The 18200-nt window shown below is 67.9% G+C and carries 18 protein-coding genes; 6 read left to right on the forward strand and 12 right to left on the reverse strand.

The features are described 5' to 3' along the window. Positions 1-63 precede the first annotated feature (63 nt). Genes FVO59_RS06315 through FVO59_RS06330 form a run of 4 tightly spaced genes read left to right on the forward strand, consistent with a single transcriptional unit; the run spans position 64 to position 5171 of the window. Complete coding sequence (locus FVO59_RS06315) at positions 64-906, forward strand: carbohydrate ABC transporter permease (protein WP_182255782.1); 843 nt, start codon at positions 64-66, stop codon at positions 904-906. Beyond that, the gene (locus FVO59_RS06320; protein WP_182255784.1) at positions 899-1753 is read left to right on the forward strand and encodes a carbohydrate ABC transporter permease; all 855 of its coding nucleotides are present in this window, start codon (positions 899-901) and stop codon (positions 1751-1753) included. Before FVO59_RS06315 ends, FVO59_RS06320 begins: the two co-directional genes overlap by 8 nt. Before the next feature lie 39 nt (positions 1754-1792). Beyond that, positions 1793-4156, forward strand: coding sequence for a DUF8769 domain-containing protein (locus tag FVO59_RS06325; RefSeq protein ID WP_182255786.1), 2364 nt, complete (start codon positions 1793-1795; stop codon positions 4154-4156). A gap of 43 nt (positions 4157-4199) precedes the next feature. Next, a complete protein-coding gene (locus tag FVO59_RS06330) occupies positions 4200-5171 on the forward strand; it encodes a Gfo/Idh/MocA family protein (protein ID WP_182255788.1) in 972 nt (323 codons plus the stop codon). A 58-nt stretch (positions 5172-5229) separates the two neighbouring features. Here FVO59_RS06330 and FVO59_RS06335 read toward each other — a convergent pair whose 3' ends face one another. Continuing rightward, complete coding sequence (locus FVO59_RS06335; RefSeq protein ID WP_182255790.1) at positions 5230-6369, reverse strand: ROK family transcriptional regulator; 1140 nt, start codon at positions 6367-6369, stop codon at positions 5230-5232. 171 nt (positions 6370-6540) lie between these two features. Between FVO59_RS06335 and FVO59_RS06340 the strand changes: the two genes are divergently transcribed. Then, positions 6541-7590, forward strand: coding sequence for an NAD-dependent epimerase/dehydratase family protein (locus FVO59_RS06340; protein WP_182255792.1), 1050 nt, complete (start codon positions 6541-6543; stop codon positions 7588-7590). Positions 7591-7649: 59 nt separating this feature from the next. On the opposite strand, the gene FVO59_RS06345 is transcribed toward FVO59_RS06340, so the two are convergent. Beyond that, positions 7650-7991 (reverse strand): TraR/DksA family transcriptional regulator, encoded by a 342-nt coding sequence (locus tag FVO59_RS06345; protein WP_182255794.1) that lies wholly within the window; start codon positions 7989-7991, stop codon positions 7650-7652. Positions 7992-8085: 94 nt separating this feature from the next. On the opposite strand from FVO59_RS06345, the gene gnd reads away from it, so the two are divergent. Further along, entirely contained in the window at positions 8086-9171 is a 1086-nt protein-coding gene (gene gnd / locus FVO59_RS06350; protein WP_259363477.1) for a phosphogluconate dehydrogenase (NAD(+)-dependent, decarboxylating), read from the forward strand. 135 nt (positions 9172-9306) lie between these two features. On the opposite strand, the gene FVO59_RS06355 is transcribed toward gnd, so the two are convergent. The 10 genes from FVO59_RS06355 to FVO59_RS06400 all read right to left on the reverse strand — a co-directional run bounded on the left by FVO59_RS06355 (position 9307) and on the right by FVO59_RS06400 (position 18057). Continuing rightward, entirely contained in the window at positions 9307-9633 is a 327-nt protein-coding gene (locus tag FVO59_RS06355; protein ID WP_182255796.1) for a cupin domain-containing protein, read from the reverse strand. Then, complete coding sequence (locus FVO59_RS06360; RefSeq protein ID WP_182255798.1) at positions 9630-10079, reverse strand: VOC family protein; 450 nt, start codon at positions 10077-10079, stop codon at positions 9630-9632. The genes FVO59_RS06355 and FVO59_RS06360 overlap by 4 nt, the downstream gene beginning before the upstream one ends. Positions 10080-10089: 10 nt before the next feature. After that, complete coding sequence (locus FVO59_RS06365; protein WP_182255800.1) at positions 10090-10305, reverse strand: hypothetical protein; 216 nt, start codon at positions 10303-10305, stop codon at positions 10090-10092. 189 nt (positions 10306-10494) lie between these two features. Then, the gene (locus FVO59_RS06370) at positions 10495-11250 is read right to left on the reverse strand and encodes an HpcH/HpaI aldolase family protein (RefSeq protein ID WP_182255802.1); all 756 of its coding nucleotides are present in this window, start codon (positions 11248-11250) and stop codon (positions 10495-10497) included. Positions 11251-11283: 33 nt separating this feature from the next. After that, positions 11284-12081, reverse strand: a complete 798-nt coding sequence (locus tag FVO59_RS06375; RefSeq protein WP_182255804.1) for a carbon-nitrogen hydrolase family protein — start codon at positions 12079-12081, stop codon at positions 11284-11286. Then, on the reverse strand, positions 12078-12995 hold the full coding sequence (locus FVO59_RS06380) for a LysR family transcriptional regulator (protein WP_182255806.1): 918 nt from the start codon (positions 12993-12995) through the stop codon (positions 12078-12080). The genes FVO59_RS06375 and FVO59_RS06380 overlap by 4 nt, the downstream gene beginning before the upstream one ends. Positions 12996-12997: 2 nt before the next feature. Continuing rightward, positions 12998-14683: an ABC transporter ATP-binding protein gene (locus FVO59_RS06385; RefSeq protein ID WP_182255808.1), complete on the reverse strand. Its 1686-nt coding sequence runs from the start codon at positions 14681-14683 to the stop codon at positions 12998-13000. After that, entirely contained in the window at positions 14680-15525 is an 846-nt protein-coding gene (locus tag FVO59_RS06390) for an ABC transporter permease (RefSeq protein ID WP_182255810.1), read from the reverse strand. The genes FVO59_RS06385 and FVO59_RS06390 overlap by 4 nt, the downstream gene beginning before the upstream one ends. Next, positions 15522-16475 (reverse strand): ABC transporter permease, encoded by a 954-nt coding sequence (locus FVO59_RS06395; RefSeq protein WP_220465705.1) that lies wholly within the window; start codon positions 16473-16475, stop codon positions 15522-15524. The genes FVO59_RS06390 and FVO59_RS06395 overlap by 4 nt, the downstream gene beginning before the upstream one ends. 7 nt (positions 16476-16482) lie before the next feature. After that, positions 16483-18057, reverse strand: coding sequence for an ABC transporter substrate-binding protein (locus FVO59_RS06400; RefSeq protein WP_182255812.1), 1575 nt, complete (start codon positions 18055-18057; stop codon positions 16483-16485). Positions 18058-18200: the final 143 nt, after the last annotated feature.

Below are 18200 nucleotides of genomic sequence, written 5' to 3' on the forward strand. Positions count from 1 at the left end.
GACGTGTCACGCCTGCGCAGACCTCGTCGCTATCGCCCCGGACATGTTCTCTGGGGGTACCTGATGATCGCCCCGCTCGGGCTCGGCCTGGGGATCTTCTACCTCTGGCCGGTGGTCCAGAGCATCGCCTTCAGCTTCACCGAGTGGAAGCCGTTCGGCGGTCAGGAGTGGGTCGGCTGGGAGAACTACCTCCGGCTGATGGCCGACGAGGAGTTCTACCGCACCCTCGGCAACAGCGGGCTCTACACCCTCGGAGTGCTGGTCTCGGTGCCGCTGAGCATCGTGATCGCCGCCATGCTCAACAGGCCGGGGCTGAGAGGACGATCGGTCTATCAGGTGCTGTACTTCGTGCCGATGGTGACCATGCCCGTCGCCATCGCGATCATGTGGCGCTGGATCTACAACGGCGAGTTCGGCGTGCTCAACGCCGCGCTCAGCGGCATCGGGCTCAGCGGCACCAACTGGATCAGCAACGGCGACACCGTGATGTTCGCGATGGTCATCGTGGGGATCTGGTCGGTGATCGGCTACAACGTCGTCATCCTCTCGGCCGGGCTGCGCAGCATCCCACCGGAGATCTATGAGGCGGCCGCGCTGGACGGCGCAGGCGGGCTGCGCCAGTTCATCTCGGTCACCGTTCCTCTCGTGAGCCCCACGACGTTCTTCCTGACAGTCATCACGGTCATGCGCTCGATTCAGATCTTCGACCTCGTCTTCATCATGATCGGGCGGATGAATCCAGCCCTGCCGCAGGCGAAGACGATCGTCTATCTGTTCTTCGAGCGCACGTTCGAGCTCAACGACAAGGGGTACGGCGCCGCCATCGCCGTCGTGCTCCTCGTGCTGATCATGCTGCTGACGCTCGCGCAGTTCGCCGTCCAGAAGAAGGTGGTCCACTATGCGTGATCGTGTCGCGACCGCGCCCCGTCGACCCAGAGACGTCGCGGTGTCGACGGTCAGCCACCTCGTGCTCGCCGCAGGGGCGCTGCTGATGGTGTTCCCGTTCGCATGGCAGGCGCTGACCAGCGTGAAGACCTACGGCGAATCGATCCTCGTGCCCCCGACGATGCTTCCCGAGGTCTGGGATCTCGCCAACTACGCCGAGGTGTTCGACGTGCTGCCCTTCGGGCAGATGTTCGTCAACACCGTGCTGATGACACTGGGCAGGACCATCGCGCAGCTCGTGTTCTGCGCGCTCGCCGCCTATGCGTTCGCGCGTCTGCGATTCCCCGGCAGGGACCTGATCTTCATCGTGTTCCTCTCGGTGCTCATGGTGCCGGGTGAGCTGTTCCTCCTGCCGCAGTTCCAGATCATGTCGAGCCTCGGCTGGCTGAACACCCTCCAGGCGCTGATCGTCCCGGGAATGTTCAACGCGTTCGGCACCTTCCTGCTGCGCCAGTACTTCCTGACCCTGCCGATGGAGCTTGACGAGGCAGCAGAACTCGACGGCTGCAATCCATGGCGATCGTTCTGGCACGTCACGCTGCCCCTGGCGAGCCCAGCACTGGTCACGCTCGCCGTGCTCGCCGTGCTCTACTCCTGGAACGACCTCATGTGGCCGCTGATCGTGAACACCCGGCAGGAGACCATGACGCTGACCGTAGGTCTCGCCACGCTGCAAGGCGACCAGATCACCGACTACCCCGTCATCATGGCCGGCAGCGTCATGGCGACCATCCCCATCCTCATCGTGTTCATCCTCTTGCAGCGCCGCGTCATCGAGGGCATCGCCTTCAGCGGTCTCAAGGGCTGAGCACGTTCCCCCGCATCTACAGCCCACGAAGGAGAGACGATGACGTTTCGACGATGGACCGCGCTCAGCGCGGCAGTACTGACCGCTGCGCTCGCGACAGGGACGATCGCTTCGGCGGCCGCTTCCCCCAGCGGTGCGACGACCGTGACGTGGCAGGACCGTCTGGGAGAGATCGCTCAGGGCGTGGTAGCCGAGGTGGACGACTTCCAGGCCTCCATGTACGAGCGGACACCACAGGTGACTGCACGACGGATGATGAGCGTCGTCGCCCATGAGCTCGCCGAGCACTCCGACCCGGTGGCGGCGTGGGAGGCGCTGCAGCTGGTGCTCGACCATCAGATCATGGACCCCTCGCACGAGGCGTACGGTTCGCTGCCGAACGACATCTGGGGCGATTGCTGGTACGGCGTGGAGTGCCACCAGTTCACCGTCGCGCCGAGCACACCGACGTCGGCGGGAGCGGCATCGCAGGTCGCGCGCACGGCCGAGCTCGAGGCGGGGCCCCATGTGCTCACGTTCGATGTCAGGGATTCGGTCACGGCGGTGCAGGCCAACTACCACGTGTTCCAGGCGCTGGTCGGCGGACAGGTGGTCTGGGAACGCGACGTGTCGGGCGGTACGACCGCGTGGGAGCACGTGAGCGTCGACGTCTCAGCGCAGACATCCGGCGCGGCCAGCACGACCGTCTCCTTCCGACTTCTCGAGAAGAGAGGGGTCACCAACTTCGCCGTGCAGGTGTCGCTCGACTCCATGGCGCTCAGCGGCTCGTCCATCGACGATGACGCCCCGTCCGCCTGGACAGCGTCGCAGACGGGAACAGGGGTGGAGGTCGTCGTAGGGCCCAACGGCACGCCCGAGATCAACGCGACGTCGTTCTCGCTGCTTCTCGGCGCCGGCATCCTGAACGCGCCTCAGTACTTCACCCAGTTCACCCCGGCGCAGCAGCAGGTGATCCGCGACCGGTTCGTCCTCGCCTCCCGCTCGACGCTCGAGGCGCCTCACGCCCAGCTCGGTTACACCAACGCCCGTCTCCTGCGCGATGTGCAGATGATCCTCGTCGGTCAGGGTGCGGGTGATGCCGCGCTGTACCAGGCGGGGGTCGAGCGCTGGCGGGACTGGCTGCAGTACACGCGGGAGTGGGGCATCCGCGAGTACGGTTCGACGGTCTACTACGGGATCGACCTGGGTGCGCTGATGATGGGTCACGGGTACGTGCAGGACCCCGTGCTGCGTGACGAGTTCCGCAAGGCGCTGGACTTCTTCTGGTACGACATCGCGGCGAACTTCCTCCCCGCCTCCGAGACGATGGCCGGATCGTCATCCCGCGAGTACGACTGGACGCATTCCAGCGGTCCTGCGTACTTCCTCCGGGTCGAGGACTGGCGCACGCGACCGCTCGACTCGTACTCGGTCTTCAACTACCAGGTGCTCGTCTCCTATCGTGGCGGCGAGGTCTATCACCCGGGTACCGCACATCGTGCGCTGGCGACCACCTCTCCCAAGATCGTCGAGGCGAAGACCGACCCGAATCGCTTCCTCGACCGCTACGCCTACATTCAGGACGGACGTGCGATGGGGAGCACGAGTGAGAGCTTCACGAATGTGATCCCCGGTATGGGCGCACCCACGCCGTATGACAAGGCGATCAGCATCAGCGCGGTCGGCAGCGATCCGGCGGTCGGAACGGTGAGCATCGTGCCGGCCGCAGGAACAGACCCCTATGGCAAGACCTACCCGGGATCTGCGCCCCTGCACGCGATCCTGCACCCGGTGACCGCACAGAAGGGCGGTGATCTGCTCACCCAGCTGGATCTGCGTCCGGCTGGAACGCGGACCTCGTCGTTCGAGACGAACGTGATGATCCCGGCTGGATCCGAAGCAGTTCTGCTCGATGGTGGCGTGGTCGACACCACGGTGCTGGGTTCGACGCCCGCATCTCTCACCTCGACGGTCACTCTGTGGGAGGGAGACAGCTGCATCGCCGTGCGCGTGCTCCGCGCCGACGGGATCGACGGACAGACGCCGCAGGCCGCCTTCGTGGTCGACCAGGCAGGGTCGGATATCGGGATGGCGCGGTTCGCGATAACCCAGTTCACCTCGCCGAGCCGCACCACTCTGCTCGCGGAGCGTGCAGCGGTCACCCTCTATGCGCGGACCGGAGCATGCGCCTCGCTCGCCGACGCTCAGACCTTCGCGGCCGAGACCGCGTCGGCGAAGATCTCGCAGCAGCAGTCGGCGACCGTGCACTCATCCGCGGTCACGACTCCGGATGGCGACCTGCTGCAGGTGGGGACCGATATCGTCGCTCGTGACCAGCTGTTCCGCAAGGTGAACGGCGTCGCCGTTCTCGCACCCTCCATCCTCACGGTCAACGGCGTCGATTACTCGACGGTGCTCGACTGACGTCAAGGGACGATCGCGCATCGTCGGAAAGGAGAGTCGACCCGTGAAGGTCGTGCTCATCGGTGCGGGGGCATATGCTCGCGCCCACGCCAACGCCATCCGTGGCATCGCGGAGCTCGAGCTGGTCGCGGTCGTCGATCGCGACGCCCAGCGCGCGGGCCAGCTGGCCGCCGAGTTCGAGTCGACGGCCTTCACGGGCGTCGAGCAGGCATGCGTCGCGGTGCAGCCCGACATCGCCACTGTCATCGTGCCCACCGCGGCGCATGTCGACGTCGCGCTCCAGGCCCTGCGTGGGGGCGCGCACGTGCTGCTCGAGAAGCCTCTCGCGCGGTCGGTCGCCGAGTGCGCGACGCTGGCTGAGGAAGCGGATCGGCGGGGGCTGCTCGTCGACGTCGTCAGCCAACGCCGTTTTCAGGAGGGCGGAGCCGCCGTGAAGGAGGCTCTTCGTCAGGGGATGCTCGGGAGGGTCGGCACGGCCCATCTCGACACGTCTGTATGGCGTGACGATGCGTACTTCACCGACGCGGGCTGGCGCGGCAGATCGGCGGAGGGCGGAGGGAACCTGCTGAACCACGGATGGCATGCCCTCGACCTGCTGATCTGGTTCCTCGGCGTGCCGGACGAGGCGCACGGGTTCCGGGTGACGTCACGCGTCCCGGGCGTCGACGTGGAGGAGAGTCTCGCGGCGGCGCTGCGCTTTTCCGGCGGGAGCCTGGGCGTTCTCGAGGCGAGTCTGGTCGCCAGAGGTGGGCCGCGCATGAGGCTCACCCTTACCGGCGATCGAGGAACCGCCTGGGTCGAGGACACCCAGGCGGGGCTCGTCCACATCGACGATCGAGGTGGCACCCGGGAGTTCCGCTGGGATTCGGTGGATGCCGATGCCGCCCTGCGGACGCAGTACCTCGGACTCATGCGAGCGATCCGTGGCGGAGAGCAGCTGCGTGTAGGACTCGACGGCGCCCTGCAGACCCTTCAGGCGGCGGAGCTGGTCTTGGCGGCTGTGGCGGACGGCTGACGCCCGCTCTCGCGGACGGCCCGCTCTCGCGGACGCCCGCTCTCGCGCGACGACTCGCTCAGCCTGCTGCGAGCGGAACGATCCGCGGGCGCGGCAGCGCGACGCCGCCGTGGATCGCGTCTGCGCATCGGTCGAAGGCGAACACGACCGCCCCGTAGGCGGCCGCGTCCGCGCCCAGCGCGGCGCTCACGATGGGGAGTTCGAACGGAAGGGCGGTGTGTCGTGCGACTGCACGGGCCAGCGGCTCGCGGAACGCATCGCGTGCGAGGGACATGCCGCCGCCGACGACGACGATGGCGGGGTCGAGGGCCATGGTGAGCAGCGCGATGCTGCGACCGAGGTCGTCGATGAGCTGCTCGATCTCGTCGCGCGCGTCCAGATCGCCGGATGCGGCCCGCTGGGCGACCTCTTCGCCGGTGGGAGCGGTGCGCCAGACGATCTCACCCGTCGTGGGATCGCTCTGGCTGACGGCGAGACGTCCGATGTCGCCGGCCACGTTGTGCGATCCGCGTCGAGCTAGTCCGCCGAGGATCGCTCCCGCCGCGACGCGTGTGCCGACCGAGACGTAGAGGACGTCGTCGACGAGGCGCGCCGCACCGAGGTGGTGTTCTGCCAGAGCGGCGAGACGCACGCCGTTGTCGATCGCCAGCGGGCAGCCGAACGCACTCTGGAACTGCGCGGGCAGATCGATGCTCGCCCACCCGGGGATGATCACGGAGGTCAGAACCCGGCCACTGACGTCGACGATGCCGGGGAGGGAGACGCCGATCGCACGCAGAGCCGCCGGATCCACTCCGTCTGCGGCGAGAGCGGTGCGCAGGTGGCTGATGACGGCGTCGATCTGCTCGGCGCCGGTCGATGCGGTGTCCACGCCGGGGAAGCTGTGCCTCGAGAGCACGGTTCCGGAGAGGTCGGCGAGCAGAACGCGCACGCTGTGAGTGCCGACGTCGATGCCGGCGACCACTCCGGCTCCTGACCGGAACTCATAGGTTCGCGCGGGGCGCCCGGCGGTGCGCGGTCCGGCCGGCGATGCCGTCTCGGTCACGATCCCCATCGCAGAGAGCTGAGCGAGCGAGCTCTCGACGGAGGTGCGGGAGATGTCGAGGGCGCGGGCGAGGTCGGTCACGGTCGCGGAGCCGGAGTCGCGCAGATGCACGGCTGTGCGGGCCGGCAGCGAGAGGCGATCGGAATCGTTCATGTGCCCTCCCAGCTGATCGACGGTGGAGTAAACGTAACACAATGGCCAAACGGCGCCGCGGGGTCGAGACGCCGCGATACGGCCCGATTGAGGGGGTGATGTGCGATTGGTGATTGAATTATCACAGTACTGTGGCATAATTGAATCGATTTCTCAGAGCAAGGGAGCGGGATGAGCGGCGAATCGATCCGGGCAGATGGTTTCACGTCGGAGCAGGAGCTGGAGGATGCGCTGACCGAGCCGCGCTCGTCGCTCATCGACGACATGAGGCGGCGCAGCGGAGACCTGGTGCTGCTGGGGGCGGGAGGCAAGATGGGGCCCACTCTCGCCATCCTCGCCCGTCGCGCGATGGACGCCGCGGGTCGGACCGGTGACAGGGTCTACGCCGTATCGCGGTTCGGTGATGGGCAGTCTCGCGATCGGCTCGAGGCGGCGGGGGTCACGGTGATCCCCTTCGACCTCGTCGACAGCGACGACCTCTCCGCCCTTCCGGATGCCGATGACGTGATCTTCATGGTCGGCGCGAAGTTCGGGGCGGCGACCAATGCCTCATGGGCATGGGAGGTCAACGCCGCATTGCCCGACCGGATCGCCCGTCGGTACCGGGGCGCGACGATCGTGGTGTTCTCTACGGGGAACGTCTACCCGTTCGTGGCGCCCACCACCGGCGGCGCGGATGAGACGACGACTCCGGCCCCGATCGGGGAGTACGCCCAGTCGTGTCTCGGGCGGGAGCGGGTGTTCGAGTTCGCTGCTCGAGAGCGGGGAACGTCGGTCGCGATCGTTCGTCTGAACTACGCGGTCGACCTGAGATACGGCGTGCTCGCCGACATCGGCCAGGCAGTCGCGTCCGGGGAGCCGGTCTCTCTGGCCACCGCCAACGTCAATGTCGTATGGCAGGGATACGCGAACGAGGTGGTGCTCCGCAGCCTCGGTCACGCTGCACCCGAGCCCTTCATCGTCAACCTCGCCGGGCCCGAGCTGCTGAGTGTCGAGAAGCTGGCGCGCGAGTTCGGACTGCTGCTGCACGCAGAGCCCGTGCTCGAGGGGCAGCCCGAGAGCAGCGCTCTGCTGAGCGACTCGACGAAGTGCATGCGGCTGTTCGGCTACCCCGATGTGTCGGCAGCGCAGCTGGTGCAGTGGCAGGCGCAGTGGATCCAGCGAGGTCTGCCGCTTTCATCCAAGCCGACGAAATGGGCCGTGCGCGACGGCCGATTCTGAGCCGCATCCGAGAGGGCGGTGCCCCCCGACCCGGCGCGCGTCAGCCGGCCTTCACACCGTCAGCCGGCCTTCTCCGCGCACGGCACGCACAGGCGCGCGAACGGCCGCACCTCCAGCCGCGCCTCCGGAATCGGGCGGCCGCACGAAGCGCAGACGCCGTACGCACCGGCATCCCACCGCTCGAGAGCCTCGTCGTACTGACGCACCTCGTCGGCCGCTGCATCGGCCAGCGCCGACAGGCGCGACCACTCCGACGACAGGGTGACGCCCTCCGGGTCGTGCTCGTCGTCGTCGTTCGAGCCCTGACGGTCGTGCACGAGCGAAGCGAGGGCGGATGCCGCATGCGCGGCGCGCGCGGCCGCATCCGTCCGCTGCGCGGCGAGCGACTCACGACTGACCATCCGCACACCCTAGCGCCCACGGAGCACGCGGGCGCAGGGGTTGCCAGGCCGTCCGGCCGTGCGTGACGATGGGAACGCCGAATCGACGGGAGACATGATGCAGCTGGGAATGATCGGACTCGGACGAATGGGCGCCAACATCGTGCGCCGTCTGATGCGCGACGGACACGAATGCGTCGGCTACGACGTCAACCAGGAGGCCGTCGAGGCGCTCGTCGCCGACGGTGCGGTCGGCGCGAGCGACCTGAACGACTTCGTCTCGAAGCTCGAGGCACCGCGCGTCATCTGGCTGATGGTCCCCGCCGGCCTCACCGGCAGGATCGTCGACCAGGTCGCCGACCTGCTCGACGAGGGCGACATCATCATCGACGGCGGCAACTCGAACTACCGCGACGACGTGCGCCGCGCCGTCGCGATGCGCGAGCGCGGCCTCGAGTACGTCGACGTCGGCACGAGCGGCGGCGTTTTCGGTCTCGAGCGCGGGTACTGCCTGATGGTCGGCGGGTCGGATGCCGCGGTGCAGCACATCGAGCCGCTGCTGAAGACCATCGCGCCCGGAGTCGGCGAGATCGAGCGCACGCCGGGCCGCACCGGCGACCTGGCCCCCGAGGAGCAGGGGTACCTGCACTGCGGCCCCGCCGGTGCGGGGCACTTCGTGAAGATGGTGCACAACGGCATCGAGTACGGCATCATGGCCGCGATCGCCGAGGGCCTCAACCTGATCGAGAACGCAGATGCCGGCGTGCGCGAGGCCGAGCACTCGGCCGAGGTCGCCCCGCTCGAAGAGCCGGAGTTCTACCAGTTCCCGATCGACACCGCGAAGGTCACCGAGCTGTGGCGCCGCGGATCGGTGATCTCGTCGTGGCTGCTCGACCTGACCGCGACCGCGCTGAACGAGAACCCCACGCTCGACGGTCTGGCCGGTCGCGTCTCGGACTCGGGCGAGGGCCGCTGGACGGTCAAGGCCGCGGTCGACGTCGGTGTGCCGGTGCCCGTGCTCGCCGCGTCGCTGTTCGAGCGGTTCGCGTCGCGCGATGAGGACAAGTTCGCCAACCAGGTGCTCTCGGCTATGCGACTGCAGTTCGGCGGCCACAAGGAGCTGCCCGCCGGTGACGTCCTCGAGGCCGGTGGCCGCAAGTCGGAGTCGAGCGACAGCGGCCAGTCGGACACGGCGTCCTGAGAGCGCGCGAGCGTCAGGGATCCGTCAGCACGCACACATGTCGGCGCAGAAGACGGATGTCGGTCGATAGCTCCACTCTCGACCGACATCCGTGTTTCCTGCCGACGTGTGTCCGGTGAGCGGATCGGCGGATGTCTACGACTCGGCCCACTCGGTGACGAACCGGTCGTTGGCGTGGACATGCGTCGCCTCGTAGGTGCCGCCCTCGAGCACCTCGAAGCGGTGCCAGACGAGGGCCGGCACGACGAGGATCTGCCCGCCGACGCCGACCAGCTGTTCGTCACCCACGGTGAACAGCGCCCGTCCGCGGTGGATGACGAAGGTCTCGGCGTACGGATGCCTGTGCAGGCGCGGCCCCGACCCCGGGCGGGAGTCGAACTCGCGGATGATGCTGACCGGCGACCCGATCAGGTACCCCTCGAGGTTCTCGTCGGGGCCGACGTCGGCGACGCGGACGCTCATGATGCCTCCCTGGTGCGGGTGAGGTCTTCGGCCAGCATCACGAGGATGCCGCTCGGTCCACGCAGATAGGTGAGCCGGTAGACCCCCTGGTACTCGGCGACGCCGCGCAGCGGGTGGCATCCGTGCTGCGCGGCGATCGCCAGCGCCTGGTCGAGATCGTCGACCGAGAACGCGACCCGGTGCATGCCTATCTCGTTCGGCAGGGTGGGGTCGGTCTCGATCGCGTCCGGATGCACGTACTCGAACAGCTCGATCCGGCCGTCGCCCTCCGGCGTCTGCAGCATCGCGATCCTCGCGTGGTTGCCGTCGAGCCCGACTGCCGTGTCGGCCCAGTCGCCGCTGACCTCGTCGCGCCCGACGAGGGTGAGGCCGAGAGCGGTGAAGAACGAGATGGCCTCGTCGAGGTCGCGCACGGCGATGCCGACGTTCTCGAAGCGGATGGTCATGCCCGGGATGCTACTCCCCGGCGTCCCTCTCGTCAGCAGCGTCCTCCTCGGCGGCGTGCTCGCGCACGGCCTCGTCGTCGACCTGCGCCGGCGCCGTGTCCATGAGGTAGGCGCGGTCGTCGTTCGGGTCGCCGGTGCCGTCGTCGAGGCCGTTCGCGAGCAGCTCCTGCCCGGTGGGCTCGTTCTCGTTCTCGGCCGGCTGGTTCTGTGGCGTGCTGTCGCTCATGCTGACTCCTCGGTTCGGTGGGAGTCCACGATCGTGCCGGTTCGCGGGAGGGTCGAGAGGGTTGACACACTCGCCGGCCAGCGGTTCATGAGGCCGGTGCGATCGCATCCGGGTGCGTCGCGGCGACGCGATCGACCGCAGGGCCCTCCTCGGGAAGGCGAGCCCTGCGGTCGATGCGCTCGGCAGATGTCAGGCCGGCACCGAGGCGCCGGCGAGGAGGCGATCCATGAGGTCGCGTGCGTTGCCGTACCCCTCCGAGATCGCAGCGTGCTGCATTGTCAGGAGCACGTAGTCGGCGTTCTCGGCGATCGCGAACTCCTTCTCGACGGTGGTCCATGCCGGCAGAACCCACGGCTTGCCGTTCGCACGCGCCGCGGCGATCACCTTCCGGAAGTCGTCGAAGTCCGCCTCGGTCTGGCGGTACGCGCCGCGGCCGCTCATCGCCGCGAGATCCCCCGGGCCGATGAAGATGCCGTCGACCGTGGGCAGCGCCGCGATCTCGTCGATGTCACGAAGCGCGCGCGGGTCCTCGACCATCGGGAAGACCTTGATGTCGCGATCCTGAGCCGCGATCCATTCGTCTGAGTAGCCGCGGTAGCTCATGGTCCGTCCGCCTGCGAGGCTGCGAGAGCCCAGAGGCGGGAACTTCGCGAAGTCGGTGATGCGCTTGGCGTGCTCGAGCCCTTCGATGTGCGGGATGATCACGCCGTCGGAGCCGAAGTCGAGGGCCTGCTGGATCGCGCCGCGCTCAGGGACGAGCACCTTCGACAGCACCTCGAGACCGAGGCCCTTGAGCAGGGGGATGAAGCGCTCGAGGGTGGCGAGATCGAATGAGCCGTGCTCGATGTCGAGCACGACGAAATCGTAACCAAGGCCCGCGACGATCTCGCCGATCGCGCTGCTTCCGTCCGAGAGCCAGGCGCCCTGCTTGAGTGTGTGGGTCATGATGTTCCTTTCGGTGTTCTGGAGTGGCCGGCGTCAGGCGGATGCGACGACGGAGAAGCGACGGTTGGCCAGCGACGGGTTCAGGGCGCGCACCTGCGCGACTCGATCCGGGCGGGCGTCCGCGACGGCGATCCCCGTGCTCTCGCCGATCTCGCCGAGGGTGATGCCCATCGGATCGACGATGATGCTGCCACCGGTGCCGACGGACGGTCCCTGCGACACCGCGGCGACGTAGAGGGTGTTCTCGATCGCGCGGGCCCGCGCGAGGGTGTTCCAGTGGTCCTCCTTGCGGGCTCCCGGCATCCACGCGGCGGGGTACAGGAGCAGGTCCACTCCGGCGTCGGCATGCTCGCGAGCGGCCTCGGGGAAGCGCAGGTCGTAGCAGGTGAGCATCCCGACGGTGACGTCGTCGACGGTGAAGGTCACCGGTCCGGCGATGTCGCCAGGGCGGATGTGATCCGATTCCAGGAAGCCGAACGCGTCGTACAGGTGGAGCTTGTGATAGACGCGCGAGAGGCCCTCGTCGGGGGTGACGAGCACAAGCGTGTTGTACCCTCGGTCCTCGCCGTCGATCGCCTCGAGCATCCCGGCGACGATGGAGACGCCGGTGCGGCGGGCGAGCTGGGCGAGGCCGGTGACGAACGGTCCGTCGAGCGGCTCGCCCTGCTTGACGAACTCCGCGTCGAGCGTCGGGACGTCGAACATGGCGAACTCGGGGAAGACCGCGAGGCGAGCGCCGGCAGCCGCCGCCTCCTCGGTCAGGCGAGTGATCTCCGCCAGGTTGGCGGCCTTGTCGGCGCCCGAGACCATCTGGCCGATCGCGAACTTCATGATGCTCCTTCTTTCGTTGTGAGGCTCTCCGGAACGGAGAGCTCGGTGATGCAGTGCTGCACGAACGCCCGTCCGACAGCGTCGAGACGACGGTCGAACCAGGAGATCGAGGTGGTGAGTCCCACCGAGGGGTTCACGAGCGTGCGGTACACGACGTCGTGCTGCGGGATGTCCGACAGGGACTCGGGGATGAAGCACACGCCCATGCCCGCAGACACCATCGCCGCCTGGTCGAGGTACGAGCCCATGACTTCGAGAGAGCGCGGCGAGAAACCCGCGCGCATGCAGGCGGTCACGACCGCGTCGTACCCTCGCGGGTTGGCCGTGCGCGGACCCTGCAGGATGCGCTCGTTGCGCAGCATGGCGAAGTCCACCTCGTCGACGCCGGCGAGCGGATGGTCATCGGGCAGCGCGACGAGGTACTCCTCGGCGAACAGCGCAGTCGACGAGAGATCCTTCAGGTCGGGTTCGGTGAGCAGGATGGCGACGTCGACCGACCCCTGCTCGAGTTCGTCGATGAGCAGCGAGGTCGGGATGCTGCGCACCTGCACCGTCGCAGTCGGATGCGTGCGGATGAACTGCCGCACGGCGCGTGCCGGCGTGCTGAACATCATGGCGGGCACGATGCCCACCCGCACGCGGCCGAACTCGTGGCTGCGCTGGTCGTCGAGCAGCTGGGTGATGTGCTGCATCGCCTCGAGCACTCGGCGGCATCGGTAGTAGAACTCGCGTCCGGCATCGGTCGGAGTGATGGGTCGAGTCGTGCGGTCCACCAGCGCGACGCCGACGTCCTTCTCGAGCCGCGAGATCTGCTGCGAGAGCGCGGGCGCCGTGATGAAGAGGCTGTCCGCGGCCTGCTTGAACCCGCCGGCATCCACCAGCGTCACGAACAGCTCCAGTCGCCGTGTCTCCATGCCTAGCCCCTCCTCAGGGCGAGGCGCTCTGCACGCCGCACGCGCTGGATCTGCGGGTCGGGCACAGGGGCGGCGGCGATCAGACGCTGCGTGTACTCGTCGCGCGGGTGATGCAGCACCTCCTCCGTCGGGCCCGTCTCGACGACGTCGCCGTGTCTGAGCACGACCACCCGGTTCGACAGGGTCTCGACGACCGACAGGTCGTGGCTGATGAACAGGCACGAGAACCCGAGCTCGCGCTGCAGGGCCAGGAACAGGTCGAGCACCTGCGCCTGCACCGACACGTCGAGCGCCGAGGTCGGTTCGTCGGCGATCATCAGCACCGGATTCGTCGCGATCGCGCGCGCGATCCCGATGCGCTGACGCTGTCCGCCCGAGAGCTCGTGCGGGTAGCGATCCGACCAGTCGGGGTTCAGCTGCACCCGCTCGAGCAGCTCCTTGGCCCGTGCTCGTCTCGCGCGTGGATCGCGGACGATTCCCTGCCACAGGAGCGGGTCCGAGATCGCCTGACCGATCGTGCGGCGCGGATTGAGTGAGGAAGCAGGGTCCTGGAACACCATCGTGACGTGGCGTCGCAGCTGGCGCAGCGCGCGACCAGGGCGACCGGTGATGCGCTCGCCGCGCACCTCGAGCGTGCCCTCGGTCACCGGGAGCAGGCCGATCGCGGCTTTGCCGATCGTCGACTTGCCCGATCCTGATTCGCCGACCAGCCCGACGATCTCGCCGCGCTGGACCTCGAGGTCGATGCCGTTGATCGCCTGGAAACCAGGACGCCGCCAGCGCCCCGGGTAGCGGATCACAGCCTCCTCCAAGCGCAGCACGGTCTCCGGCAGCGGCGTTGTGGCCGTGACGCCGTCGATGCGCAGCTTGTTGCGGGCGGCGGAGAGGAAGTCATCCGCCTTGCCGAGGTGCGGCACGGCGGCCAGCAGCGCCTGCGTGTACGGCTCCTGCGGGCTCGTGAACAGCTGCGCGGACGCAGCCTCCTCCACGACACGGCCGTCCTTCATGACGACCACCTCGTCGGCGACGTCGGCGACCACGCCCATGTCGTGGGTGATGATGAGCACCGCCATGCCCATCCGCTCCTGGAGCTCGGCGATCAGATCGAGGATCTCGGCCTGCACCGTGACGTCGAGCGCGGTGGTCGGCTCGTCGGCGATGAGCAGGTCGGGCTCGGACGAGATCGCCATCGCGATCATCGCGCGCTGTCGCTGACCACCCGAGAGCTGGTGCGGGTAATGATCGACCTTCTCCTCGGGCGCGGGCATGTGCACATCGCGCAGCAGCTGCACGGCACGTTCGCGGGCTGCCTTGCGATCCATGTCGTGGTGGCTCGTCAGGGCCTCGATCAGCTGGTGCCCGATCGTGTAGACCGGGTTCAGGGCGGTCATCGGCTCCTGGAAGATGGTCGCGATGCGCGAGCCCCTCAGAGGCCTCAGACCCTTGTCGCGGAGCGGCACGAGGTCGGTGCCGTCGAAGAGGATGCGTCCGGTGCGGCGCGCGTTCGGCGGGAGGAGGTCGAGGATCGACATCGCGGTGACCGACTTGCCCGAGCCCGACTCGCCCACGAGCGCGAGCGTCTTGCGACGGTCGACGCTGAACGACACGTCGTAGGTCACCTGGCGCCAGCCGTCCGGCGTCTGGAACTCGACGGACAGGCCGTCGACCTGCAGCAGAGGTTCGTTCATGAGCGCTTCTTCGCTTTCGGGTCGAGGAGGTCTCGCAGGGCGTCGCCGAGGATGCCGAACGCGAGGATCGTCAGCACGATGACCGCACCGGGCACGAGCAGCACGTGCGGGTCGGTCGTGAGGTACCGCTGGCCCTGCGCGACCATCGAGCCCCAGGACGGCGTGGGCGGCACCACGCCGAGGCCGAGGTAGCTGAGCCCGGACTCCATGAGGATCGCTGCGGCCATCGTGAGTGAGAACTGCACGATGATCGGCGCCGACACGTTCGCCAGCACGGTGCGGAACAGGATGACGACGGTCGGGGCCCCGAAGGTGCGCGCCGCGTCGACATACTCCTCGCGCTTCGTCGACAGCACCTGTCCATAGGTGATGCGAGCGAAGATCGGGGCGAACAGCACACCCATCGCGATGATGAGCGTCACGGGGCCGGGGCCGTACAGCGTCACCGCGAGCAGTGCGAGCACGATCGGCGGGAAGGCGAGGATGACATCGACGATGAGGCGCATCGTGACGACCTCCGTCAGGCCGTTGAAGTAGGCGCCGAGGAGGCCGAGCAGGGTGCCGAGCACGGTGGCGAGCACGGTCGCGCCGAGGGCGATGAACAGCTCCACCTGGGCGCCGAACATGATGCGCGAGAGGATGTCGCGGCCGAGCTCATCGGTTCCGAGCAGGTGGCCGGGGCTGAACATCGGCTGCAGGCGGATCGCCACGTTCTGCGCGATCGGGTCGTACGGCGCGAGCAGTGGTGCGAACGCCATGAGCACGATGATGATGACGAGGTACACGACCATCACGGCGCGCAGCGGGGTGATCGCCTGACGCAGGCGGGGACTGAGTTTCATGCTCGCCTCACTCGCGGGTCGAGGATTCCGTAGGTGATGTCGACGACGATGTTGATCGCGATGAAGAGCATGGCGATCACGATGACGACGCCCTGCACGACCGGGTAGTCGCGGGTCGTCACGCCGTCGACGAGCAGGCTCGACAGGCCGGGGTAGTTGAAGACGCGCTCGACGAGCACGGTCGACCCGAGCAGCGTGCCGAACCCGATGCCGACGACCGTGACCACCGGCGTCAGGGAGTTGCGCAGCACGTGCCGGCGGAACACCGTCATCGGGGCGAGGCCGATCGACTTCGCGGTGCGAACCCAGTCCTGCGTCTGCACCTCGAGCACGGCCGACCTCGTCATCCGTGCGATCTGAGCCGCGAAGCCCACCGCCAGCGAGATGGCGGGGAGCGTGAGTGTCTTCAGGGCTCCGAGGAAGTCCTTGGACGGATCCACGTAGCCGCCCGCCGGGAAGAGGCCGAGCGTGATCGAGAAGACGAGGATCAGCACGGCGCCGAACACGAAGACGGGGAGCGCGACGCCGATCGAGCTGAGCGCCGTGACCAGCGTGTCGACCCATCCGCCGCGCCGCGCCGCGAGAGCGCCCATCGTGACGCCGATAACGATCGACAGGATGGTGGCGTAGGCGACCAGCAGCAGCGTGCGGGGCAGTCGGGCGCCGATGGCCTCGAGCACGGGCTGCGAGGTGCGGAAGGATTCGCCCAGGTCTCCGGTGAACACACCGGAGAGGAACGAGAGGTACTGGGAGATCAGCGGCTGGTTGAGGCCGAGCTGCTCGCGGAGGGCCGCGACGGCCTCCGGGCTGGGCGCCCCGCCGTCTCCTGTGCTGAGCAGCAGCACGGCGGGGTCGCCGGGGACGAGTTGCAGTGCGGAGAAGATGAGGGTGAGGACCAGCAGCACCAGTCCCACCCCCATCCCCAGCCGCTTCGCGATGAAGAGGATCACGGCGCAGTCACTCCACCGAGGCGTGTGCCAGGTTGAGCGAGCTGTAGAACACCAGGAACCCTGGCAGCGTCTCGAAGCCCTTCACCTTGTCGTTGTAGGCGTAGGCCTGCTCGCGGGTGTTGATCGACGCGAACGGCACGTCTTCGGCCCAGATGTCGGCGATCTGCTCGTAGATCTCCTTCTTGGCGGCGTCATCGTCGGCGGCGCGGAGCCCGTCTTCGATCAGCCCGCGCAGCGTCTCGTTCGAGTAGCCCCAGCCGACATTGAAGTTGCGGCTGTCGACCACCCAGTTGAGCAGGTACGACGGGTCGGTGATCACACCGGCGTCACCCGACACGGCGAGGTCGTACTCGCCGGCGTTGCCCTTGCTGACGCGCGTCGACCAGTCGGGGGCGTCGAGGGTGACGTCGATGCCGACCGCGCGGAGGTCCTCCTGCACCGACAGCGCGTTGTCCTGCAGGAAGGTGTACTGCGAGGTCGACAGCAACGTCGCCGAGAAGCCGTCGGGGTAGCCCGCGTCGGCGAGCAGCTCCTTGGCCTTCTCCGGGTCGTAGCTCCACAGCTCGGCCGCCTTCGGGTCGTATGCGGGGTCGTCTTCGGGGATCACGATGCCGTCGAGCGGGGCGCCGTTGCTCTGGAACGCCGCGGTCACCGCGTTCTCGCGGTTCAGGGCGTAGGCGACGGCCTGTCGAACCTTCGGGTCGGAGAACGGTCCGTCCGTCACATTGAACTGGACGTACTGGAAGGGGCCCTGCTGAGCATCGACCGTGAGGCCGGCATCCGAGACGCGCTGGAAGTTCTCCCACGGCACGTACTCGATCATGTCGACGTCCCCGCTGAGCAGTGCGTTCGTGCGCGCTTCGCCGTCGGGGTAGAACTTCACCTCGATGGTGTCGAGCGACACCTCGTCGGCCTCGTAGTAGTCGTCGTTCTTCTCGACGGTGAGGCCGATGCCCTGGTCGAGGTTCGTCATCTCGAAAGGACCGGCGCCGACCCAGTTCGGGGTGTCGGCGTTGAGCGACGCGTCGGGCACGATCGCGGCGAAGGGCAGCGCCAGGTACTGCAGGAAGGCCGTGTTCGGCTGCGCCAGGGTGATGGTCACGGTGTCGCCGTCGGCTGCGATGTCGGTGATGTCCTTCAGCCCTGCGGCCAGCTGCGATCCGTTGGCCGGGTCGCGGTAGTAGTCGAGGGAGTTCTTCACGTTCTCAGCCGTGAGCGGGCTGTCGTCGTGGAACGTCAGGTCGGGGCGCAGCGTGAAGATGTACTTCGTGGGGTCGCTGGTGTCGACGGACTCGGCGACGCCGGGCACGACCGCGCCGGTCTCGTCGTAGGTCATCAGACCTCGATGCACCATGGTGAGCAGCTGGTTGACCGCGCCGCCTTGCTGCATCCCGGTGATGGGGGTGGCGGGCTCGGCGGAGAGTCCGAAGACGAGGGTCTGAGTGCCGTCCTCGGCCGCCGTGTCACCGGCGGCGCTGCAGCCGGCGAGGACGAGGACGGATGCGGCGCCGAATGCGACGGCTCCGATCCAACGGTATGAGGTGGTGCTCTCGTGCCGGCGGGGATGCTGTGAAGCAGGCATGACGAAGTCCTTCCATGGTGCGGGGCACCATCGCTCGAGATGTCACGAAAACGGAGCGTCGTCAGCGACGGCTCCGTCGCTCGTCGGGGGGCGTCAGGTCTGGGTGGACCCTTCGTGAACGATTATCTCGATGGACGACATAA

This window comes from Microbacterium esteraromaticum (genome assembly GCF_014084045.1).
Classification (GTDB): domain Bacteria; phylum Actinomycetota; class Actinomycetes; order Actinomycetales; family Microbacteriaceae; genus Microbacterium; species Microbacterium esteraromaticum_D.